This is a genomic window from Paenibacillus solisilvae (assembly GCF_042656405.1).
Taxonomy (GTDB): Bacteria; Bacillota; Bacilli; order Paenibacillales; family Paenibacillaceae; genus Paenibacillus_Z; species Paenibacillus_Z solisilvae.
Genome location: NZ_JBHSOW010000043.1, coordinates 99,200 through 122,910, shown reverse-complemented (window position 1 = coordinate 122,910; position 23,711 = coordinate 99,200). Strand labels below are relative to the sequence as shown.

General features: G+C 46.4%; 18 protein-coding genes. 7 read left to right on the top strand and 11 right to left on the bottom strand.

The genetic code is table 11. From position 1 onward, the window contains the following. Window positions 1-193 precede the first annotated feature (193 nt). The 4 genes from hflK (at window position 194) to ACFPYJ_RS12835 (ending at window position 4,677) form a co-directional block, all read left to right on the top strand. A complete protein-coding gene (hflK, locus tag ACFPYJ_RS12850) occupies window positions 194-1,252 on the top strand; it encodes an FtsH protease activity modulator HflK (protein WP_379188543.1) in 1,059 nt (352 codons plus the stop codon). Beyond that, on the top strand, window positions 1,249-2,109 hold the full coding sequence (hflC, locus tag ACFPYJ_RS12845; RefSeq protein WP_379188542.1) for a protease modulator HflC: 861 nt from the start codon (window positions 1,249-1,251) through the stop codon (window positions 2,107-2,109). The genes hflK and hflC overlap by 4 nt, the downstream gene beginning before the upstream one ends. Before the next feature lie 1,223 nt (window positions 2,110-3,332). Next, window positions 3,333-3,728, top strand: a complete 396-nt coding sequence (locus ACFPYJ_RS12840) for a PadR family transcriptional regulator (protein WP_379188541.1) — start codon at window positions 3,333-3,335, stop codon at window positions 3,726-3,728. 373 nt (window positions 3,729-4,101) lie between these two features. Beyond that, a complete protein-coding gene (locus ACFPYJ_RS12835) occupies window positions 4,102-4,677 on the top strand; it encodes a Calx-beta domain-containing protein (protein ID WP_379188540.1) in 576 nt (191 codons plus the stop codon). A 168-nt stretch (window positions 4,678-4,845) separates the two neighbouring features. On the opposite strand, the gene ACFPYJ_RS12830 is transcribed toward ACFPYJ_RS12835, so the two are convergent. Together ACFPYJ_RS12830 and ACFPYJ_RS12825 are read right to left on the bottom strand one after the other, a co-directional pair. Further along, window positions 4,846-5,109, bottom strand: coding sequence for a hypothetical protein (locus ACFPYJ_RS12830; protein WP_379188539.1), 264 nt, complete (start codon window positions 5,107-5,109; stop codon window positions 4,846-4,848). A 280-nt stretch (window positions 5,110-5,389) separates the two neighbouring features. Next, window positions 5,390-5,908 carry a hypothetical protein gene (locus tag ACFPYJ_RS12825; protein ID WP_379188538.1) on the bottom strand — a complete coding sequence of 173 codons (519 nt, stop codon included), beginning with the start codon at window positions 5,906-5,908 and terminating at the stop codon, window positions 5,390-5,392. Window positions 5,909-6,498: 590 nt separating this feature from the next. Between ACFPYJ_RS12825 and ACFPYJ_RS12820 the strand changes: the two genes are divergently transcribed. Then, complete coding sequence (locus ACFPYJ_RS12820) at window positions 6,499-7,854, top strand: FAD-binding oxidoreductase (RefSeq protein WP_379188537.1); 1,356 nt, start codon at window positions 6,499-6,501, stop codon at window positions 7,852-7,854. 249 nt (window positions 7,855-8,103) lie between these two features. Here the strand turns inward: ACFPYJ_RS12820 and ppsA are convergent, their stop codons facing one another. From ppsA to ACFPYJ_RS12780, 8 genes are all read right to left on the bottom strand, one after another. Continuing rightward, complete coding sequence (gene ppsA, locus ACFPYJ_RS12815) at window positions 8,104-10,719, bottom strand: phosphoenolpyruvate synthase (RefSeq protein WP_379188536.1); 2,616 nt, start codon at window positions 10,717-10,719, stop codon at window positions 8,104-8,106. A gap of 303 nt (window positions 10,720-11,022) precedes the next feature. Next, window positions 11,023-13,278, bottom strand: coding sequence for an ATP-binding cassette domain-containing protein (locus ACFPYJ_RS12810; protein WP_379188535.1), 2,256 nt, complete (start codon window positions 13,276-13,278; stop codon window positions 11,023-11,025). A 511-nt stretch (window positions 13,279-13,789) separates the two neighbouring features. Next, on the bottom strand, window positions 13,790-14,188 hold the full coding sequence (locus ACFPYJ_RS12805; RefSeq protein ID WP_379188534.1) for an SRPBCC family protein: 399 nt from the start codon (window positions 14,186-14,188) through the stop codon (window positions 13,790-13,792). After that, window positions 14,185-14,514, bottom strand: a complete 330-nt coding sequence (locus tag ACFPYJ_RS12800) for an ArsR/SmtB family transcription factor (RefSeq protein ID WP_379188533.1) — start codon at window positions 14,512-14,514, stop codon at window positions 14,185-14,187. The genes ACFPYJ_RS12805 and ACFPYJ_RS12800 overlap by 4 nt, the downstream gene beginning before the upstream one ends. A gap of 147 nt (window positions 14,515-14,661) precedes the next feature. Continuing rightward, on the bottom strand, window positions 14,662-14,757 hold the full coding sequence (locus ACFPYJ_RS12795) for a hypothetical protein (protein ID WP_379188532.1): 96 nt from the start codon (window positions 14,755-14,757) through the stop codon (window positions 14,662-14,664). Window positions 14,758-15,703: 946 nt separating this feature from the next. Continuing rightward, window positions 15,704-16,915, bottom strand: a complete 1,212-nt coding sequence (locus ACFPYJ_RS12790; RefSeq protein ID WP_379188531.1) for an MFS transporter — start codon at window positions 16,913-16,915, stop codon at window positions 15,704-15,706. Window positions 16,916-16,944: 29 nt separating this feature from the next. Next, window positions 16,945-17,949 (bottom strand): ROK family protein, encoded by a 1,005-nt coding sequence (locus tag ACFPYJ_RS12785; protein ID WP_379188530.1) that lies wholly within the window; start codon window positions 17,947-17,949, stop codon window positions 16,945-16,947. Between the two features lie 266 nt (window positions 17,950-18,215). Next, the gene (locus tag ACFPYJ_RS12780; RefSeq protein WP_379188529.1) at window positions 18,216-20,246 is read right to left on the bottom strand and encodes a hypothetical protein; all 2,031 of its coding nucleotides are present in this window, start codon (window positions 20,244-20,246) and stop codon (window positions 18,216-18,218) included. A gap of 168 nt (window positions 20,247-20,414) precedes the next feature. Between ACFPYJ_RS12780 and ACFPYJ_RS12775 the strand changes: the two genes are divergently transcribed. Next, complete coding sequence (locus ACFPYJ_RS12775; protein ID WP_379188528.1) at window positions 20,415-21,221, top strand: phytanoyl-CoA dioxygenase family protein; 807 nt, start codon at window positions 20,415-20,417, stop codon at window positions 21,219-21,221. A 105-nt stretch (window positions 21,222-21,326) separates the two neighbouring features. After that, window positions 21,327-22,172, top strand: coding sequence for an AraC family transcriptional regulator (locus tag ACFPYJ_RS12770; protein ID WP_379188527.1), 846 nt, complete (start codon window positions 21,327-21,329; stop codon window positions 22,170-22,172). Window positions 22,173-22,451: 279 nt separating this feature from the next. On the opposite strand, the gene ACFPYJ_RS12765 is transcribed toward ACFPYJ_RS12770, so the two are convergent. Next, window positions 22,452-23,573, bottom strand: coding sequence for a mandelate racemase/muconate lactonizing enzyme family protein (locus ACFPYJ_RS12765; RefSeq protein ID WP_379188526.1), 1,122 nt, complete (start codon window positions 23,571-23,573; stop codon window positions 22,452-22,454). Window positions 23,574-23,711 lie beyond the last annotated feature (138 nt).

Here is a 23,711-nt window from a genome sequence, read left to right as displayed (position 1 = left end):
CAGAATGATCTGATCTCACCTAATAGATTACATAGTTTTAATTATGTAATCTAATTATAAATAATTAATCACATTAAACAATAGATCAACTGCTTCCGCAGTCCGCATGCCGTTTTAATACAAAGAGAAAGTCTGAAACGCTTAGGTTTAAGCTGCGTACTTACCTTTAGAGTTTAAGAAAGGGGAAATATGGATGAGCGAGTACAATGCATCTATACCGCGCAGACCGGAATTCAACTGGTCGCCGAAAAAGACAAAAGCCACGATAATCGGTGTTATCGTGGCTTTTGCAGCACTTTTAGGCTACTCCACATTTTATACGGTTCAGGAGCAAGAGCATGCGGCAATTCTAACTTTTGGAAAAATCACACACACGGAAGAGAAAGCTGGACTGCATTTCAAGCTTCCTTTTCCAATTCAAGAGGTTATCAAGCTGCCTGCAGTTAAGACTCAGCGAATCACGATCGGCTATCGCGATGATGGCGGTAAGATAACGACTGTCGATGAAGAAGCACTAATGATTACTGGAGATGAGAACATTGTATCAGCAGATGCGGTAGTGGAGTGGAACATCAGCAATATCGAGAACTATCTCTATAATATCGATAATCCGGAAGCCTTCTTAAGAAATTCCGCGATCGCCGCGATTCGTTCCGTTATGGGAGCGAACAAACTCGATTATGCCATTACGGAAGGAAAGACAGTCATTCAAGGTAAAGTGAAAGAGAAGCTAATTGAGCTTCAAACACTCTACAATACTGGGATACACATTCAGGACGTGAAGTTCCAGGATATTGAACCCCCTGGCGGGGAAGTAACGGATGCCTTCAGAGAAGTAACGAACGCGCGTGAACAGAAGAACACGAAGATTAACAATGCAGCCAAATATGAGAATGATACGATTCCAAAAGCGCGGGGAGAAGCCGAAGCCCTGCGTCAGAATGCAGAAGGTTTAAAGCAGTCCCGAATCTTGAATGCGCAGGGTGATGTCGCCAAATTCAATGCCATTTATTCGGAATACGTCAAGAATCCTTATGTCACGAAGGAACGTTTAGTCATCGAGACGCTTGAGAAGATTTTGCCGAAAGCGAAGATCTTTATCTCCGATTCTTCAAGTGAAACCGTCAAATACTTGCCGATCAATGAGCTGCTTCGGAGCGGCAGCACAGCTGGGACCGCTGCGGGCGGCGGAGCTGGAGCTGGAGCTGGTTCAAGCACGGGATCAGCGGCGCAGGGAGGAACTTCAAAATGAATAAACGTTGGGTTTTCACAGGTTTGGGTGTAATTGCCGCAATCATACTGTTAAGCGGATCGTTATTTATCGTTCGGGAAGGCGAGTATAAGGTGGTTTTAAAGTTCGGAGAAGCGGTACGTTACATCGATGAGCCGGGGATGAAGCTGAAGATCCCATTCATTGAGAGTGTTACCTTCCTTCCTAAATATCAAATGGTCTACGATAGCAAACCTACCCCCATACTAACAAAAGATAAGAAACCGATCGTGGTAGACAATTATACGATTTGGCGCATCAGTGATCCGCAGAAATTCCTTAGAAAGTTTCAATCGGTCACCTACAGTCAGGAACGGATCGATGCGGCTGTCTACAGTATCGTACGCAGGAAGCTCTCTGAAATCGATTATGGTAATATCATTAGTGAAAATACGTCGCGCGGGGATTTGACAGCTCAGATCACATCTGAGGTTCGTTCGGGAATGGAAGAGAATGGCGTTGAAATCGTCGATGTCCGGATCAAGCGGACGGATTTGCCTGAGGAAAACAAACAGAGCGTGTACAGCCGAATGGTATCTGATCGACAGTCTATAGCTACCCGTTATTTGTCCGAAGGCGATGAGGAATCGCGCAAAATTACTTCCAAAGCTGACCGTGCTGCGACGGAACTGATTGCAGAGGCTCAAGCTGATGCGAAGAAAATTCTAGCCGACGGCGAGCAGCAGGCCGCGAAAATCTATAATGACGCTTACAGCAAGAACCCCGAGTTCTATAAGCTCTACCGTACACTGGAGAGTTATGTTACGACTTTCCAAGGAGAGCCTGTCATCATGCTTCCCATTGATTCGGACTACACCAAGATATTAATCGGCAAATAAGAAGAAGTTAGTCGTGATTAGTCATGCTAGGTGATTTTTGATGTGTATGAATGAGGAATGATTGTGAAGGAGCTTGCCAAGCGGCAACTCCTTTTTTCTATGGAAGCAATTGGCAGACCGCGGAGACATTATTTAAGTTCGTATCCGCTCGCAGACTTACGAGAAACGATGGTCTATAAACATCGCGGCCATTTTTATGGGCTTGGAAGTTCTGGGACGTTGTGCAAATGTTTTGGTTCCGCTTATCTTCTTTGGAATCGTTGTACTAGTAGGATTGGCAGTTCCTCAAATTCCCATCGTCTGGGGGATTTTGAGGACGGAAGCTCTCGATTGAGACCCGCCGTCGTTTTCAATTAGACCGTAGCATACGATTGTTTTAAATATACTTGTTTCCACCCTTATATATGAAAAGCAGCTTCGTTCAGGGAAATTTTAAGAGCGAAGTGGGGGATTTTGAAGACGGCGGCTCTCGATTAAGACCGCCGTCTTATTCAATTTGAACTTCCGCATACGATTGTTTTCGATATACTTGTTACCACCCTTATAATATACTATCTAACTCTCTTCGGCGCACTATGTTTATCCTGCTACGCTGCTCGGTAGACACACCTTATTTTGTTTGATCGATTGTACCACCTTACTTTCATTCATCCAATCTGCTCATTTCAATTCCTTATCTACTTATTACGATGTCCAATTCTCTGTTTATTTTCTTTTATGAGATCTGCAACTTAAAGAATTTGCCCCTTTGATACCCGGTTTTTGCTATCTGCCCGGCCGGCCCACTCTCAATCGAAATCGATTCTAGATACGTATAAAGTTTTAGAGAGATAATCTGCTCCTAGATTAGAAGAGACAAAAAGAATAAAAACGAGTCCAGAAATAGATATAAATACTGCAGCTAGATAGGAATCTAGATACAGAAGATGTAGAAGAATGGTTGAAAAGGGGATAGGTAAAGGTAAAAAAAGTGTGGCGGAGAGGATTCTAAAAAGAGTGGAAACAAGTATATCGAAAACAATCGTATTTGTGATACAATATGGATAAGTAAATTTTCCCTTAGAATGCACTTATTGGTAAGTTCGCTTTTTAGTCCTCTTTACTCCCCTCTTTCAGTCGAGTGCTGAAAATACAGATTCCAAGGGGGGAGGGTACTATTTTCTGTTTTCGGAATTCATTGATGTGGTATGACTTTCCAAAAATTAGAAGGGGTGAAATTCATTATGCCGAGGAACGAAAATCCAATTGAAAAAACGGAATCGCTAGGACATGTTGTAAAAGTGCAGCAGGTTATCGATTTTATCGTGCTTTCCGATTTGATGAATGGACGGCGTTATCACAGTGAAATGGAACAGTTCATTACTCATACGCTTGATGGCGTTGGTGTCAATGATGCCTATTTCAGCCAGCGTCTAAAAACGCTCGCAGAGAACGGCCACGTTAATCGACAGTGGGAGGGCGACAACCGGTACAATCGATTTTACCAGATTACGGATTCGGGTGTTGAATATTGTAAGAGCCTGCTCCGCGAACTTCCGGATCGTGTGAAGATGGCGCAGCGAGTTTACACTCTCTTTGATAAATACATGGATAAGTTTGGTAAGATGAATCTGAAATAGCATTTTTTTATATTTCGCACTGCATTATGATATAACATCATGAATTAACCGATGCTTGTAAAACCGTTATATATTTGACTGTAATATATATCATATATATTGGGATGGCGAACCTGTCACTAGAGAATTATCGGTATTGATTTATGACAATGACACTCCTGAATCGGTTCCAGGTTCGGTATCGATATGGCCCAGTGAACAGTTCGCACAACTGCCAGCTGATGATTTGACGGCCCCTTTTTACTACTTCGACCCAGCGTACGAGAAAGCAGGCTATGTCTCCCTTACCGTATATCGAACCGGGAGAAAAGGGGGCGTAACTGTCAACCATGAAACCCGGCCCGGGAAAGCTTCCAAATAAGCTGAACCGGCTGTGGAGAACGAAGACTACACGCCGGTGAAAGGAACGCTGACGTTTGCCGAGGACGAGCATATGAAACGGATCGATATTCCAATTAGGGATGATATTAAATATGAAGGACCCGAAAATTTTAGGTTTGCCCTGACTAATCCGACTGGCGGGGCTACATTATGGAATTTGATAGAAACAGATGTGTTCATTTACAGCGACGATCCACGTCACCAATTTCGATTCGAAGATGCTGCTTACTATGCAATTGAAGAGGAGGGAAAAGCCCTGATCAAGGTGAGGCGCTCAGGCGATGTAAGCATACCGGCCACCATTGATTACGAGCTTATCCCCGGAACGGCTGAAAGCAGTGATTATACGTCCGCAACGACTGGGAGTATCACGTTTGGAGCTGGCGAAATAGCGAAAATATTGGTGATTCCAATTACCGATGACACGCTTAAGGAGTACCAGGAATCGTTCCAGATCCGGCTGCTGGACAATAACCCGGACGACATTATAATAGGGCTCGGCACGTGGCCGACGACCGAGGTAGTTATCTATGACAAAGACCATCTAAAGCCCGGTAGTTATCTATGACAAAGACCATCTAAAGCCCATTAAAATGATAAATCCGGAATTGCTGTTTTGATATTTGTACAAAATACGGGTTTTGTGATTATGTATCTCGTGTAGTGTATCTCGTGTTGTTTTCCAGCCCCTAATCTTTAATTTTATTTTCTTAGTCTTTAATTTTATTTTCTGCTTTTATTTTCTGCCGCTGCTGTAGCCTCTCATTGAATTTTTGTTTAGTTTCAGTAATGGTCTGCTCGCGATTTCTGGTAAAGGTAAATCATGACCGTTTCCAGCCCCTATCACTAATACATTGGTGGTGAAGTCTCCGCTAAATACACCCGCACTCTGGATTAGCTTATGAACCACCTGTTTATGAGGCGCCCAATGAGGAACTATTAGCTCTAAATCTGTATTCATCTCTCGATAGAAATTCTGTAGAAGTTGCTGAACAGCCATTACTCCTCCTCCTCTAAAAAGGCTCTCCCAAAATTGTGATCTTCGTTTTACGACGATAACCCGCTAATAAAGATGATGCTGATTAAGTCTCTATTGTATTATTCGCAAATATGATTTCCAAAGCCACCCGGTGCGTAACGGGTATACAACTTGAAAATAGGTCTATCCACAATTTCGGATAGACCTATTGTTGAAATGTTATTGGATAGCGAGCGCACTATATTTCGGATTTTTCGTTATTTCGTTCTTTATCTTCTGTTTTAAATCTTTCCATTCAGCTTCATGGATCGCTGTTGTCGACATTATATTTTCCCAATTCAGCAGTCATAACAAAATACAGACCTTGTCGATTTTTCTTTAGAAATAATAAGTATTTGCTACCAGCTTTTAATTCTTTGTAACCTTCTCTTGTAATTATTGACTTACCGGTTAGTGTTTGATCATAGCTAATTGGCTCACCAACTTGTAAAGTTTGATTTATTAGAACATCACCTTTTAATATTTTATCTACTTGAACATTAGTTATGGTATAAAAGTCTTGGGTCGCTCCAGTCGAAGCAAATGTAGTTGTAACGTGCTTTCTGTCATCAAAGTTTTGATTTGTTGATCCAATAATTACTGCATCAGCCTGATTAAACATTGTTTCTTCGGAGTCGAAGACTTTGTAAAAGGCATGGGTCTCAATAATCGTTTTGTTTACCGAGTTATATACTGTGAAATAATATGTTACAGCAGATAAAAGCAATACAGCAAGTATTATTACCGTGTAGTTTACTTTTCGAGATGCAACTAATTTCATTTAATTTCCTCCTTAATTTTGGTTTAACTTAAGTCCCCCATCTAGTAGTTAATTGTCCTTTATCATAAGTACTAGGAGTATTAAATGATTCTTTAGTTGAAGAAACTGTTGATTTCATTATTGAAGTTGATGCGCTTATACCAGTGGTATGCGCTATAAAATGTCGGGATCTTGTTGGAATATACAAATATTTAGATTCACAAGGTTCCCTATGCTCTACTTTTTTCTTGTTGTTTAATTTCTCCCATTTCCATGCATGTCTTGCTCGATGCTCTAAGTCAGTTTGCTGAAACTTCATTAGCTTTTCAATTGCATAGTGGTTTAACATTTGAGCACCACCGCCATTCATCAAAATTTCTTGATGAAATCAGTGCAGCATGTAGAAAAAAGGAAATCAAGGATTAATCAAAATAAATTGATTTAGCACTTATCGGCTTCGTCCATATCTATTCATTCGTTTAGAATTATTTCTTTTTAGATCAGTAATAATCTGCATTGGCCCACTCCTTAGTCTGATGTCCTTCATACGATATAAAGTTCCATATGCTGGATGAAAGTCTAATCACATGCTCAAAGGGAGTTGGGATTTGTTGAAATCCAAAACGAAACTTACCGGGCTAGTTATATTTAAAGGCGATCCCGGTTACGATGTTGCTCGTAAGAATTGGGACCCCCATACGAACAGATTCCCCAAAGTGTTTGTTTTTGCGAAAAGAACGCAAGACGTGGCGAATGCCATTAAGTGGGCCAACGAAAACAAGGTTCCCATCCGTCCGAGAAGCGGAAGGCATTCCCTGGAAGTCAATCTTTCGCAGGTCAACGGAGGCATTGTCATCGATGTAAGCAAAATGAAAAAAATAACGCTCAATAAAAAAAGGAGCACTGCAATCGTCGGATCGGGCAACACAGTGGGAAGAATCGCTAAAACGCTTGCGCCGCTAGGCTATATCGCTCCGTTTGGCGACAGCCCATCCGTTGGGATCGGCGGCATCACGCTCGGCGGAGGAATCGGACCTCTTCAACGGACGGTCGGCCTCGTCAGCGACAATCTGATCGCGCTCGAAATGGTTGACGCGAAGGGTAGGGTCATTCGCGCCAACAAAAAACGCAACGCGGACCTCCTGTGGGCTTCCAAAGGGGGCGGCGGCGGTAACTTCGGCGTATACACCAGGTACAAATTCAAAGTGCATTCCGCTCCGGAGAAGGCTACGGTATACCGCATCACCTGGCCGTGGGATCAATTCCCGGAGGTGCTCAAAGCTTGGCAAAAATGGGCGCCCTGCGTTGATAACAGACTGGGCAGCGAGCTGTCGATCGGTCCGAAAAAAGGCGGTAACGTCACCATGAACGGGCTCTTCCTCGGATCGAAAACGGAAGCCCTCCGCCTATTAAAGCCCATGACGAGCATCGGAACGACAACGAGCAAGATCATTCGCTTATTACCTTACCCGAAAGTCGTGGACTTCCTGTTACCTCCTGATCCTGTCCTTACGCAAAGGGAAAGCAACCAGTTCTCCAGCGGTTTCGGCCGACGTCCGTTCCCTGATAAAGCCATCAAGTCCATGCGCAAGTTTTTAGAGCAGGTAGAAGGCGAATTCGCGGGATTCTTCTTCCTCAACTGGGGCGGAGCCGTAAGCCGCGTAGCCCCTAAAGCGACGGCATTCTACTGGCGTAAAGCGAAATTTTACGTCGAGTGGAACAGCTCTTGGATCAAGAAATCCGATGCCGCCAAAAATATCGCCGTCGCTCGCGAAACGCGCCGGAAGCTGCAGCCTTACATCGTGGGGTCCTATATTAACGTTCCGGACCAAGGGATCAAGAATTCCGGGCCGGTTTACTATGGCGCAAACTATCCTCGATTGCGGAGAGTTAAGGCGAAATACGATCCAGGTAATGTGTTTAATAATCCGCAAAGTATTCCGCCGGCAGTCAGAACAAAAAGCTAATAAGGAAAATGCAGGAACTCGGCAAAACCCAATTATAATCCGTTTATCCACGCCCCATCTTGTAAACAAGGTGGGCTTTTTAACGTTCACTTTCAAGTACATATTCTTGTGTACCCATTAAATATAAAAACGCTATTTACAATGTTTTTATCGGTATGTTTTCTTGAGAACCGACACGTCATTATGGGGTGTCGCCCCTTTTATCCATTGCCCGTTATTATGACTGAGACTCTTACTTGACGTCAGCCATTACAATATTTCGATATACCCTTCTGTTCCATGCACGCGAATTCGTTGCCCATCTTTTAACAGTTTGGTAGCATTCTCCACTCCGACAACTGCTGGTAAGCCATATTCACGTGCGATAACTGCTCCATGGGTCATCAGTCCACCAACTTCGGTGACTAGGCCTTTTATGGATACAAACAATGGTGTCCAGCTAGGGTCAGTATATGAGGTGACTAATATATCTCCATCTTCTAGATCAGCATCTTCCATGTTTAAGATGACACGTGCTCGTCCCTCTATAACTCCGGAAGAAACAGGAAGACCTACAATAGCTTCGGCTGGGAGATTTTCTCGTTTGTACTCACCTGCAATGATTTCACCATCAGACGTGATAACACGTGGGGGAGTTAGTTTTTCGAAAAATTTGTAATCATTTTTTCGTTTGTTGATGATCTGATAATCAAGTTTGTTTGTGCGTACGACTTCGTGAAGTTCTTCAAAAGTGAGATCGTATATATCTTCTTTTTCATGAATAACGCCCGCTTGTACGAGTTGTTCGGCTTCTTTCAGTAAAGCCTGCTTATAAACGAAGTAGCGATTAATCATGCCGTATTTTGGATATTCACGATAACCGATGAAATTCCGGATTAGGTCGATCATTCGTTTTGTTTCTTTGGCTTTTTGTTCGCCATCCGGCAATTGCTTCAATCGCTCTAATAACTCTTGTTCTTTTTTCAAAGCTTCCTGTCGCCCTTGCTCAAATTTCCAATTGCTTGCATGAGGCTCAAAGGATTTGATGTTATTCAGAATCAACGGGACAAGGGTAATTGGTTTCTCGCTCCAACGCGTTCTGGTAATATCGATTTCTCCGGCACAGCGCATTCCGTATTTGTCGAGATAAGCATGGATAGCGTCTTGGGTTTCCTGTCCGCCCTCAAACTTAAGCAGTTCATCCAAAAAATGATCCTCTTTTACATGTTTTAAATAATCAATGACTTCCGGATAAGGACGAATCACATCTGCAACATCCAATAGCGCCAATCCCATTTCCGAAGTAATATTGTTTGGTACAGATTGAGAAAGCGTATCTGCTGCGTTTTTTTCACCCAACCATTTCTTCATGTTTTCATTGATCCATGATGAAGCATCCATAGCAGCCATAAACACAGCCGAACTTTGTGGGTCAAATAAGATCTTCTTTAATTGCTGGATATCTTCCAGGATAAAATCAAACAAATCCGATCCTGATTTCGTTCGGATGTTTTGTTTCAACTCTTCTATCGATGTTTGACTACGCTTAATCAAATCTGAAACGATGGTCGGATCGTTTTCGATTTGTGCTTGAAAACCCGCAGACGACATACCTTTATTGCTTTTACCAAGGCTCTGTTCTTTTTTATCATTTGGTAACGATTTTATAAAATCTCCTCGCTCTATTATGGTCATAAGTGCGTCTTTTAGGAGCGGATCGTGTTGTCCCATGGCATTTAATAAATTTTCTCTGCTGTCAGGTGAAGCTAGATTATGTGTAATATCAACAAACAACCTTCCACCAGCTTTACGCATTGGTGCACGAGTCGTTAGCAGGAAAAAAGACAATCCCAGTGGTTTCATGGTATCGGTCATCATTTGTTGGTGACCGACAGATACGTAAACGTGATTTTCTTGATCATTCGCTTCAGGGATAGGGTATAAAGTCGTGATTGGCCGACTCTGGACAATATAAAATGAATCATCCACCAAACACCATTCGATATCTTGCGGGCAGCCAAAATAAGCTTCGATCTGTCTTCCGATGCGTGCCAGTTGTAAAATTTGTTGTTCAGTAAGGGTTTGCGTCTTTTGTTGATCAGGATCGATCTGCTGGGTTTCAGTTCCGCCTTCTTTTAGTCCATAGATAGCCAATTGTTTGGTTGCTATCCTCTTATTGACGATTTCCCCTTCCTGTACTTGATAACAATCGGCAGATACCAAGCCAGAAACCAGCGCTTCTCCAAGTCCAAAACTGGCATCGATTGATAGCGACTTTCGGTTAGAAGTAATTGGATCAGCGGTAAATAAAATACCCGAAGCCTGTGGGAAAACCATCCTTTGAACGATAACGGATAAATAAACTTGACTGTGGTCAAATCCATTTTGCATACGGTAGATTACCGCGCGATCCGTAAATAGGGAAGCCCAACATTTGCTGATATGATGCAAGATTGCTTCTTTGCCGATGATATTTAAATAGGTGTCTTGTTGACCAGCAAAAGAGGCATGTGGTAAATCTTCAGCAGTCGCACTAGAACGCACTGCATAAGCATGTTCATCACCAAACTGGGAGAGATAGTGAGTAACTGCTTTCACAACATCGGAAGGAATTTCTACTTCCATAATGATTTGTCGAATCTTCCTGCTGATTTCACCAATTTGATCTCGATCTTCTACTTTTAGCATTGTTAGTCGATCCAACAAAGCATGATACGTTTCGTTTTGTTCGATGGCTTTTTGATATCCCACTGTAGTAACACAAAATCCTTCTGGTACTTGTATTCCTTCAATTTTTGATAATTCCCCTAAATTTACCCCTTTTCCGCCAACGAGCAAAAGCTGCGTTTTTTCCATTTCCTGAAAACCGAGAACCAAAGAACTCACTCAACATCTCTCCTAACCATTAAATTGAGAAAAAACATTTGACAAGAGTTTACCGGCGTGGTACAATTAATTTGTAAGGTGAGTTACTTATGTCCATGTAACTTTCAGAGATGTAATCTGATTATATCATCGTGTCTGTTTATATGCAATATAAAAGAACCTGATAAAACTATCCAGGTTCTTTTTTGATTTCCCGCTAAGCGCGGCTATCCTCACTGAATTTTCTCTTCCGGCTGCAGAACGGCCTAATATATCGTTCATTCTCTATGGAAAACAAATGAATCCCATACATTACTAAAGTGATTACATCAAGTATCTTCCCGTGATCGACTGCTCCGCATGGATGATCTGCGGAGGTGTGCCCTCGAACACCACTTGACCGCCCTTGCTGCCTCCGTCCGGTCCCATATCGATAATCCAATCCGCTTGGCTGATTACATCGAGGTTGTGCTCGATGACGATCACCGTATTGCCTGCATCCACGAGGCGGTTCATGATCCCCAGAAGGTGACCGATATCTGACATATGTAGGCCGGTCGTCGGCTCGTCCATCACGTAGATGCTTCCCTTCTTATGCAGCTCGCTTGCGAGCTTGATGCGCTGGCATTCCCCGCCCGAGAGCGTGCTGAGCGGCTGGCCGAGTGTAATATAGTTCAGCCCCACATCACTCATCGCCTGGAGCTTGCGCACAACCTCTTTTAGCTGAAAAAAATCCAATGCCTGCTCCACAGTCATCTCCAGCACTTCTGCAATTGACTTGCCGTTCAGCTTGTACGTGAGCACCTCTTCCTTGAACCGTCTACCTCCGCATACTTCGCATGGCAGCTTCACGCTGTCAAGGAATGCAAGGTCTGTATACACAACACCCAGCCCTTGGCAGTTCTCGCAAGCCCCCTTGGAGTTGAAACTGAACAAGCCTTGATTGACCTTGTTCGCGGAAGCAAACGCCTTGCGCACATCATCCATAATGCCCGTGTAGGTCGCGGGATTCGAGCGTGTTGACACGCCTATCGCCGATTGGTCGATGACGATCGCATCCGGATGCTGGCTGAGGAATACTTCGTTAATCAGCGTACTCTTGCCCGAGCCGGCGACACCCGTAACTACTGTCAGCACTCCGGTTGGAATATCTACACTCACGTTCCGCAGGTTGTGAAGTAGGGCATCCTTGATGGACAGCTTGCCGGATGGCTGCCTGTAATCGTGCTTCAGTTGGAGCGGCCGCTTCATATGGGTGCCTGTCAGTGTACCTGCCTCCAGCAAGCCTTGGAAGCTTCCTTCATACACGATGGTACCGCCGCGGCTGCCGGCGTAAGGCCCGACGTCGACGATATGATCCGCCAACGTGATCACATCGGGATCATGCTCGACCACAATCACGGTATTGCCCTTGTCGCGCAGCTTCTGTAGCAATCCATTTAAGCGGTGTACATCACGGGGGTGCAAGCCAACGCTGGGCTCATCGAAGATGTAAGTGACATCCACCAGACTGCCGCTCAGGTGCTTCACCATCTTGACGCGCTGCGACTCGCCGCCGGACAATGTATCCGTCTCACGGTCCAGCGTCAAGTAGTCAAGTCCGATATCCACGAGATGCTGCAACCGCTCCGTCAGCGACTTGACGACCGGCACGGCGACAGGATCGTCAATCTCCCGAATGACGCGGATGAGCTGTCCGACCTCCATGGAGGACAGCTCCGCAATGTTGTGTCCATTGATTCTGCAATTGAGCGCGGCCTGACTGAGTCTCGCGCCTCGGCAGCTGGAGCAGGGACCCTCGGAGATGTACGGCGCAACAGCTCGTTGTGTGCGCTCGGACATCGTCTTCACATCCCGCTTGATGTACTTGTTGGTGAACTTCTCGATGATGCCTTCCACTGTAATATTCACTGCCTTCCCGGCGAACTGCACCTCCACTTTCTTCGCCTTTCCGTGCAGCAGTTGCTCCAGCTCCTCGTCCGAATAATCGCTCAGCTTCTTGTCGGGATCGAAGGACCCCGACTGCACGATCATGTTCCAATCCCAGCTGTTCACCGTATAGTCCGGCAGCATGATTGCCCCTTCATTCAACGACCTTGACTTGTCCAGCACCTTGCTCATGTCGACGCCCAGCCTGCGACCGATCCCGTTGCACTCGGGACACATGCCTTGCGGATCGTTAAACGAGAACATGTACGCTTGTCCAACATAGGGCTGACCCACTCGGGAGAAGAGAAGACGGAGAATGGGAGAGATATCGGTAATCGTGCCCATCGTAGAATGGGAACCGCCGCCCAGCCGCTTCTGATCTACAATAACAGCCATGCTCAGGTTCTCGATCGCGTCTGCATCCGGTTGCGGAAAACGCGGCAGAAAGTTGCGAACGAACATGCTGAAGTTTTCGTTCAGCAGACGCTGGGATTCGGCGGCGATGGTATCGAAAACGATCGATGACTTGCCGGATCCGGATACCCCGGTGAAGATCGTGATCTTCCGCTTGGGAATGCGCAAGGATACGTTCTTGAGATTGTTTTCCCTCGCACCAGAGATTACGATATACTCCTGATTAGATTCGCTCATGCTTAACATCCTTCCGATAATGTTAATTTCTACTTATATTCACATTGTACCATTCATCGTGCATAGAAAGTCGGGCAGCCCGAACTTGCACCTGTTATAGTTCTAACCAGGGAGGTGAACCGGTAGCTTTTCTCGAATATTCAGGGTGTGTCCGTAAATTACAATTTGATGATTAGAGATGGCTGCCCCCCTCATACTCTCCATTCTTCAATCGATTAAATAATAATGGGAACTGAACACCGGACTTTGTAAAGGATACCTTTGCAAGTTATCCACCTCTTCGGCATAAATAAGGCTTAGACAATAGGGCGATCACATACTAGCTTTATCCATTTGCACTTCTTGCGAACTTGACCCTAAACGACAAGAACTTGTCAGATTGTCCGAAGTAGACATAAACCGGCTGCAGACTACATGCAGCCGGTTTATGTTGATTCTGGTCAAGCAGGGTTCAACTATCGTACCCATTAATTTAGCATTGGGGGAGGAGATGTTTTAGTACCGAATGCGGTTATTGTTCCAACACCTTTTCAAACTCGCGGAACCAATTACCCCAGCCATACCTTGCGCCTTCGAGACCTTGAGCATTGGCGAATCCGGTTTGTTCGAGATGAAGGTTAACCTTTCCGTCCCCTAAATCCTGCAGCGTCCAGGTGACCGTGTGCTTCTCCCCTCCGCTGGCCCAAGTATAGGACACCCGGTTTGGTGCGTCCACGATAAGCACTTCTCCGTCAATAATGCCATCCCAATATTCGGACGGCTGAGTGCGAAACTGAAAACGGTGTCCTACGACGGGCTTAAAATCATTTTCCATGACCCACTTGGCAAGCTTGTTTGAATCGGTTAAGGCGGACCAAGCCTTCTCGATCGATGTCGTATACTGAAAATCCAAGGATAATGTTAAACTCATTCATCTTCCTCCTCTAATAGTTGGTTTAAGCGCAACATATTGGCACTCCAGAACTTGCTGTAGAAAGCCACCCAATCTTGAATTTCTCTGAGTGGAGAGGCGTTTAGCCTAAATCGCGTTTCTCTGCCGACTTTTCGATCAAGTACCAGTCCGGCCTCTTTAAGGATTGTCAAATGCTTGGATACCGCTGTACGGCCCATTTGAAACTGTGCCGTTAATTCATGAAGCGGTATCTCCTCTGCCTCTGCTAACAGACGAATCAGTCGGCGCCTAGTTGGATCTGCAATCGCGTCAAACGCATCCCGCAACTGGTTGTTCTCGCTCACAGCACCCTCTCCTAAATATTATTAACAAGTGACAGCCGTTAGTTTAACCACCTCCTTAAAGTATGCGGCTCTTCGGAAGTAGCGCCCACGAGGCGAGAGCTAGGATTGCACAACTAAGTGGCTAAAAATATGGTACGCATAAGCCCCTTAGTCTCCCACGAATGCATGTGATGCAGCTGTGCCCGTCATTCCAAAGAAAATGCCGGTGTATACCCATTTTTTAAGCCGCGGAAAGCCCGGCACGAGGATGGCTATCGTCCTAAGCACTTTCCAAATGACTAACTCTTAATTAGACACCATTTAGTGACGCTTTGATTATATGTCACCATTTGGTGTCGTGTCAACCTCCCTAGGGGGATCATTTTTCAATATGATAATTGTTGTGTACTGGGAGGATCTCCTATGACTAAAAAAAAGCATTGGATCGTTTTATTCAATAATGAAGACACCTCAATGATTCACTTTGATTAGAGACCATAAAACATGAGGACTACATTTCTATCACTGTACAAAAGGGAAAATCCGCAATTCTTCTGCGGATTTTCCCTTTACTAACTTGGATATATATTCTTGTCATCTGACCCGAGATCGTATATGCGCTGCCCGGATCGACGGCGGATTACTGAAAGTAGGCGCAGCATGCCAACCACATGCCCGCCCGTCCCAATGACGAGCCGTCGGTAGAGGCCCCCGGCCAGGCCGGGAAAGGTCAGGGCATAGGACGAGAATCAATGGCACCCCTCGAGTAGCAGTTCACGTCCCGTGGGTCCCCCTCCCTTTCTCCTACCCTCTTTTTCCAAATAAGCATTCGGAGCGTCTCAAGCAGCAACCTCATTACAAACGACAAGAAGACCGCCGGCCATCCTGCCATTGGCAGAATGAGGCGATCTTCTATGCCGTCCGAAGACGATGGCTACCCGTGGCGCTAATTTGTTGCATTGATCCGCATCCCGCGCCTCTGCCGAAATAGATAATTAGATAACGACAGACCGGGTAAGGGACGCGTTCAACATGTGAGTACTAATGTTGACGCACCTCCTTTCCTGATAAGCATACTTTAACACAGCTTCGGTCAAATTTCTAGTTTTTATGTACATTATTCAGAATATTTTTTCAATTATCCAATCCAACGACTCTTTGCCGCCTTCAGGGAAGAATGGCGCGGCTCTATTTTTTATTCAGGAAAGCATCAAGACGCCACAGCCCTTTGTTTCAATATTCGGTTAACTTTCTCTGAACTGAACAGCATGAAAAAGATAAAAGCTAATGCAGCTGTTGGGAACATGCCAATACCCGTTTGAGAAGCGATGAGACCAAATATAGGTGGTAGTAATGTAGAACCTGTATATGCAACCGCCATTTGATATCCCATCAATTTGGCTGAATTTTCTTTTCCGAACCGGGCCGGCGTTTCATGAAGCAAACCTGGATATATAGGTGCAAGTCCTAAGCCAATAAGGATGAAGCCGATCAGTGTGAACGCGTCAGGAAAAGGCAGCAGCAGAATGAGTCCGCCTGCAAGTGCGGTGAGTTGGCCAAGGAGAATTAGAACACGATTGTTTATTTTCAGAGTCACAAACCCGGTTATCAGCCTGCCCACCGTAATTCCGCCATAGTACAAAGAAATCCAACTGGCAGCTGTTTCGGCAGAAACATTTCTTGCGCCTACGAGATAACTAGCACCCCATAAACCTATCGTTGATTCAACACCGCAATAAAATAAAAATGCTAGAAGCGAAGCTTTTACACCGCTAATATGAAGCGGATGTATCTTCCGTGTTTCATTGTTTTGAATGAACTCGTTATTGCTTGATCCGGTTTGTACTGGAACTGCTGCAGACTGTTGTAGGGCGGCAACCCGCTTCCATAACGGAAGCGTAACAAACAATATGATAACGAGGCCAAATTGGAGCATCGCAACTTGCGAATAACCTTCTCTCCAAGAATTATGATTCGCAATAAAATAAGACATAATAATAGGCCCCATGGTTGCACCTATACCCCAGAAACAATGTAACCAACTCATATGATGAGCCTTATAATGAGAAGCCACATAATTATTGAGTCCTGCATCGACGGCTCCACCCCCAAGACCGAGAGGAATGGCCAAAATCGTAAGCCAAAGCAGCGAAGGGGCAAAAGAAAAGCCTAGCAACGCCCCTGCCGTCAAGCAGCAGCTGATTAAAGTAACCTTACCTGTTCCAAATTTCTCTATAAGGGTACCGCTGAACAGGCTTGATAATATAGTTCCAGCGGAAACTATCATGGATAAAAGTCCGGCTGATTCAAATGAAGCTCTAATTTCAGGATGCATGACCGGCCAAGCGGCCCCCAGCAGAGAGTCTGGAATCCCTAAGCTGATAAATGCAAGATAAATAATAACTAGAAACCAAGCTGCCATAATAATATTCCTTTCTATTTATGCTCTCTTTACTTGAAATTTAAAGTTGTTGGTTCTAGTTCCTGTAAGGTTAGCCATTTCATGCCTTCTTCAAAATCCTCATAAAAGGATTTCGATAAAATAATTTCAGGATATGAAGGAATGTTATGATTTGATAGATAAATTTCCCAAGAACGAAGCAAAGCACTTTCTTCTAAATTTTCTCTATAAATCACAATTTGATCAGGGGCAAGAACAGCATTGAGAGTCTGAATGACTTTGCAAACGATTTCTAAAAACTCTTCCGAATCAAACCGGTTCTTCCAATCTATATCCATAGGAAGGAACTTGATTTCACCAGCCATGCCATTCTTCCCTTTTACAATTTTTCCATCTAGGCAAATCCCCATCCCAGGTGGATATTTTTCAGGAAAATAAACGCCTAGTACGATTTGATTGACGTGTAGCTGTTCTCTATAGCTGTATCCGCTGATGGCAGCATTCACATCATTCTCCAAGAATACGGGCAGCCCAAATTTGGTTTGCACCTCTTCGATCAAGCGTATGTCTTTAAGCTCATCATGACTGGTAACTGCGATTTTACCGTTTACAGACTGTCCTGGAATCCCTATTCCAATGGCCTTAATGGAAGGGAAACGGGAAAGAATTTCATCTATCATTCCATAAAAACGGGAAATATCGAAAACTTGTATAACATGCTCTTCTCTCATCAGAATTTCCTCTTGTAAATTAACTACAGATGCAAAAACGACATCGCTGCCTTGTTTTTCGTTTACATGTATAACCAGTGCAAGACTAAAATCATAATTGAAACGGTAGGTTAAAGCAGGCCTCCCTCCGGTTGATGGAATGGTTATATCCTCCAATAGCTCTCCGAAATCCAGCAATTCTTTTACAAGTGAATTGATTGTTACCACACTCAGTCCAGTCATTGCAGCCAGTTGGGGTTTTGTTGCTGTTCCGATCTGCTTCATGACCCGCCGTACATTGTTCAAATTTATTTCTTTCATTAAATTTGAGCTAGCTTTTTCCATTGGCTCACTCCTTAATATAGACACTTAATAAACACACTTAATAAAGTCACTTTATTTATAGTGCGACAATCGTTATCCTATGTCAAGAGGGAGCATTAAACAAAACCTGATATCTGATATCAGCAAAAAAGCGGGCAAGGCTCTGCTGCCTTATCCCGCTTCCGTAACGCTTCGTTTTTCAAATATGAATTCTCGCACCGCACCACCGACCGAAATCAACATGTGTGTGTGGCCCATCTTACGATCCTTCTTTACCCTTCCATTGCTCAGCCGATCATTCCGAAGCGATTGAGAAGCTCGCGGTGATGGGCTTTTATCCGGAGATAGCTCTCCGACGCCGCTCCGTTGCCCCAATCGAATATTGTAAATTCCCCAATGCCGAGTCCATTATCGTCCACGACGCCGCCGTGCCCGTAATTTTCCATCATAAACCCGTAATCCTTCTCGTTAAAGAACGGATGTGCTTTTTCCCACTGAGCCTGTGATGTCGGATTTTCCGGACAATACATCATGACAAACGCACACCGAAGTGCAGCGAGCCCCCTTTCGACGTATTCATCCCGCCTCAGCTCTATTCCATATTCCAAGATGAGCTCGGCAAACAGACTTTGGCGCGCATCATTCCACTCACCGTCACAGTTCATGACGCCGAAGCCGCCCAGTGCACTGACGTAAATGTATGGCGGCTGCCAGGAGGCTTGTGTCATGAGCATTTCATCCAAGCACCGCTCCCCGAGCTTTAAATATCCGGTATCTCCTGTTTGTCTGAAGCAGGCCAGAAATGCCTCCGCGCTCCAGAACATGGAGAAATTGCACTGCTTATACATGTTATTGCGCACCACTTTCCGCCCTACCAGCTCCCGGCTTCCGTATCGGCAGCAGGACCAGTATGTCTCAAAGTCCTCCCAGCGTCCAGTTGGAACGATTTCCCTTGCGAGAGCATCCGCAGCTTTTAGCGCCGATTGCAGCCAGAGGTCCGAACCGGTCAGCCGGTGCAGATGGAGCAGAAACGTAACCGACATTGCCGTTTCGGGAGAATCGTCCAAAATGTCAAGCGGTGCAAGCGTCTCATTATCCAGCCATGCCGGATAAAAACCATTCTCATCCTGCAGGCTAACCAGTGCTTGCGCATAACTCGAGGCATATTCGAGCAGCCGCTCATCCTGCTCCAATTCCTCATACCACCTCAACATCAGCAGCGAAGTCCAGCTCATGTCAAGCAAATGATACGGCGCTGAACGAACAGACTTTCGGTCATGCTCCGGATTCCGGTTTGAATTGCCCCAATACGCGGTTTCCCAGCCTTTGGAGCGATTGACCAAGACATCATCGACCGTAACTTGCTCCATTTCCGTTGCGATTAAAGCCGGGAATAGTCCATGGCGCTGCGGAGCGGCCAGGGCGAGTTCCTTGGTCAGGCGCGCACGCTGGAGCATCTCGGGATCTTTGTTTTCTAGTCCGTAGCGAAACATGCCTTGCGCCGAACGCAAGGAACTGAACCATGCCTGGTTCCAGATCGAACGGAATTCTCGCTCATTGACAGGGCCGGGATAATTGGGACTCTGCGTCACGTTGACGATAAACGCAGCCGCTCCCACCTTACGGCCGTCCAGCTCAAACTCCTGCCATACGCTGTCCTTCCAGCTTTCGAAAGCCCAGTTGTATGTATGTCTCACAAGCCGATCCATCGGCAGTTCCTCCGGTGCCCCGGACCGAAAGAGCGGTCCTCCCCACCGTTCCCACAAGAAATTGAGCACCGGCCGCCATGGATTGCCGAGCGCATCCGCGTCTTCGAAGGTCATCAAATAAAAGCCTACTTCGACTGTTCCCGCCGGATATTTGGCGCCGGGCGCCCGTTCATACAGCACATGCTCCTTCACACAGTACTCGCTCATGCCAACGGTAAGCCGGTTGCGCAAAGCGTCGTTGTCCATATACCATCTGACTGGCGTTCCTTTGACCATGATGTCCAGATCCGGCACAAGGATGAGCAGCTTCCGGTCATCCATAGCGATCAGCGCAGGCGATCGGAAGCTGTGCTGATCGATAATATGTTCGTCTGAAGGCGTAAGATGCGGCGCCCAATGGAAAGAAGGCGTGAACGCCGGTTCGACTGAGAGCTGCCAATCATCCTGCTGTGTCTGATTTTCCAGCTTGAACGACAGGCTGTATTTGATGATATGCTCGTTAATCCGCTGCTTTGTAACCTCGGGCTCTACAGAGCCGATGGGATCGCAAACGATCCCTTGAATATACCGGCTTATTGCCGGATCCTGTTTAATCTCGAATCTGTCCAAAAGTTATCCTCCTTTATTTTCAAGCTCAATTGCGTTTTTTTCATACAGACCTTTAGTAATAACCACAGCAACTTATGGTGGAAAACGAGCAAGAATGCGCATTCTTTTCATATATCAATCAGGTTATAATTATTCATAGGAGCGCAATAATTTGAGGAGGAATACGGTATGAATCTGCACGGCCTGACGATTGAACAGAAGCTTCTATGGGAACGTGACGGCTATCTGGTACTAGAGGATTTTCTAGATACCGGCGAGGTTGATTATTATAACGAGCGGCTGGATCACGCCTTTAAGTTGTGGGAAACCAAAGGCGGATATAATCCGTCCTCCGGTCAATTATCAAACGTCCAGCAGGTATGCGGCGTCATTGAATATGACGATGCTCTATTTCATTTGATGGAACACGCGCGGATGATGTCCATTTTACGTGACATCCTCGGCGATTCCTTCGTCATGATCGATAATGACGGCCTAATCAAGCCACCGCAAAAGGAAGCACATACGAACTGGCACCGGGATACGGGCAGCCAACTGTTCATGAATGAAAAGAAAGTCCCGTTCATGGCCAAGGTCTTCTATTTCCTTTCCGATGTGAATGATAATGGCGGCTGCCTCGCCTTCCTTCCGGGCAGTGTGCATATGACCAATGAGCAGCTGCCGAGAGTACAGAAACAGGAAGATATGCCTGGCCACGTACGGATGAGCGTCAAAGCCGGTACGGCTGTTATTTTTAACGGGTACACCTACCATTCGGCGCTCAACAACTACTCCGATGAAACCCGCCGCTCGCTTATATACAATTACGCGCCGTCCTTCCTGCGGACTTGGCCCGGCTATGAACCTTCCGAGGACCTTAAGAGCAAAGCCGATACCAGGCTGCTTCAAATGCTGCTGGGGATGCTGCCGTGGACGGATGATCCGAAGGCATTCGACGTGCCGGCGGCCGTTCCGACCGAAGCCGGGAAATATTAAAAGCGCGGAGCCCATCATACAGCGGAACATCCTGCAGGATACGATCCGGCAGGATGTTCCCGTTTGGCTGGCACTGCCAATCTCTTATACAAAAGGATGCAAAGCATGCATGATGAATGGCTGTCTACGCCGAGCCCCTTTGCCAAGGCGACCCTCTACCATCCGCTCATAGGCGGATTCGATCCCTGTCACAGCAATTTTTTCTTTGAGCGGGACTACTATCCGGCCTATGAAATACTGCTCATCACAAAAGGAAAAGGCGCATTCCGCCAGGGGACGGCCTGGATGAAGTTCGGCCCCGGCGACTGCTTGCTGCACAATATGCGGTATCCGCATGCTTACAAAGCGGATCCGGAGGACCCGTGCCAGATGCTGTATCTGGTGTTCGACGGCAACGATCTGGATAATCTGTGGCCACGCTTATTCGGGGGCTCGGTATCGCTGTTCCCCGCGTTCGGCACCGTTCCCGGAGCTGATTCCGCTGCGGTCGTTCGCATGCTTCGCTCGGTATTGGACGGCATGCGGACGACAATTCCCCATCAGGAATGGGAGCAGTCCTCGCTCATTTACGGGCTGCTGATGGAGTGCGCCCGGCTAGCGGATCGCAATGGAGCTTTTCAGCCGGTCCCATCCGGCATCGACCGTGCCGCAAGGTACGTTGACGCCAACTATCTGACCATCGGCAGCATCAAAGCGTGCGCTAACGAGGCCGGACTGAGCGTCTATCATTTTATCCGGCAGTTTAAGAAATATTACGGCTATACGCCTAAGGAATATATACTGCAAAAGCGGATCAACCACGCGAAGCGGCTTCTGATGCTGACCGATGCCAACGTAGGGGAATTGGCCGAGCAGTGCGGCTTCGAGAGCTACAACGCGTTCCGCCATGCGTTCCAAAATGCTGAGCACTGTTCGCCTTCGGCGTTTCGCAAAAACTGGAAGAGGGGTTAAATGCTCCGCTTCCAGTTTTAATATGACCGATTACCAAGGCGCCGCCACTGCAAGTCGTTCTTCGTTCATTCCGGCTGGGAGCATCCGCCTCGCTACATATATTGAGCGCATCTAGGGCATTAGTAAGCCAACCAACCCCTGCCCAACCCGTTAAGGTTTCACCAGAATTTCGTTTACTTGCTGGTCCATCTGCTTGAGGCCTTCGTCGACGGTGACCTTGCTCAGAGAAAATTTGATCGCAGATGGAGAAATGGCTTTGTCCCGTCCCTTTTATCAAGTTCAATGCACTAGGTACTTCTTCACGACTTTCTCATCCAGCTCGATTCCCAGACCAGGACCCTTGGGAAGCTGTATGAATCCGTCCTTGAATGTAAGTGGATTCGCAACGACATGTCTCGCGAGTGGGGATTCCGATCGTGTGTATTCGATCAAATCGCCACGGGGAATACTGGCCACGAATTGCGTGCTTGCCGCCACAAGAACACCGGTTTTAAAAGCATGCGGGACAACCCTGCGGTTATGGTCGTAAGCCATATAAGCAATTTTTCGCGCTTCCGTCAGTCCTCCGCATCGTCCCAGATCGGGCTGCAATATATCGACTCCGCCTTCGCGCAGCAGCCGGTCGAATGCCCGTCTTCCGCTTTCCTGTTCCCCGGCTGCGATGTAAATGTCCGCCGCTTGAGACAACTGCATATAGCCGGCCAAATCATCCGGAGGCAGCGGCTCTTCCATCCAGTGAACGCCGTACCGCTCAAACTCCTGGGCCATCCGGATCGCATGCTTCACATCCCATACGTGACCCACGTCGATCATCAGTTCGTTCTCTTCCCCAATGACCGAACGTATGGTTCGAACCAGCTCGATGTCAAACGCCTTCGATACCCGGCCGATCGGCCCCCAGCCGAACTTGATCGCTTTGTAGCCGTGATTCATATACGTCTCGGCCAGCTTCGCGGCCTCGGCGATCGTATCCGGCATGAGCAGGCTGGCGTATGCCTTGATCTCCTGCCGGTAAATACCGCCAAGCATCTGTGCTGCCGGACGTCCTGAGGCCTTGCCGATAATATCCCACAGGGCGATATCGATGCCGCTCATCGCATGAAGCACGGGACCCGAACGGCCGTAATAAAGGGCGCCCATATACATTTTGTCCCATAGTCGCTCGACGTCGAATGGATCTTCCCCGATAAGCAAGTCCTTCAGCCCGGTGGCGATTGCGTGTGATGGAGGAGCGAAAATGACGGAACGGGCGACAACGGGCACGGAATCGATCTCACCGATACCGTCGATCCCCTCGTCGGTCCGCACCCGGACGATCAGTGTGTCCTGCGTGCCGTCGCAGCGAGTGGCGTCGATTTGCGGTAACTTGAGATACAAAACTTCAACATCGGTAATTTTCATAAAGAGTGCCACCTGACTGTATAAATTGGTTGTAAAGCATCGTTTAATTCCTAGTATGCGCTTTCAAAATGAGTATAGTTTTGAATTGTAAGATTGTCAACAATCTTATTGCTGATTGTTATTTTGACAATAATTATG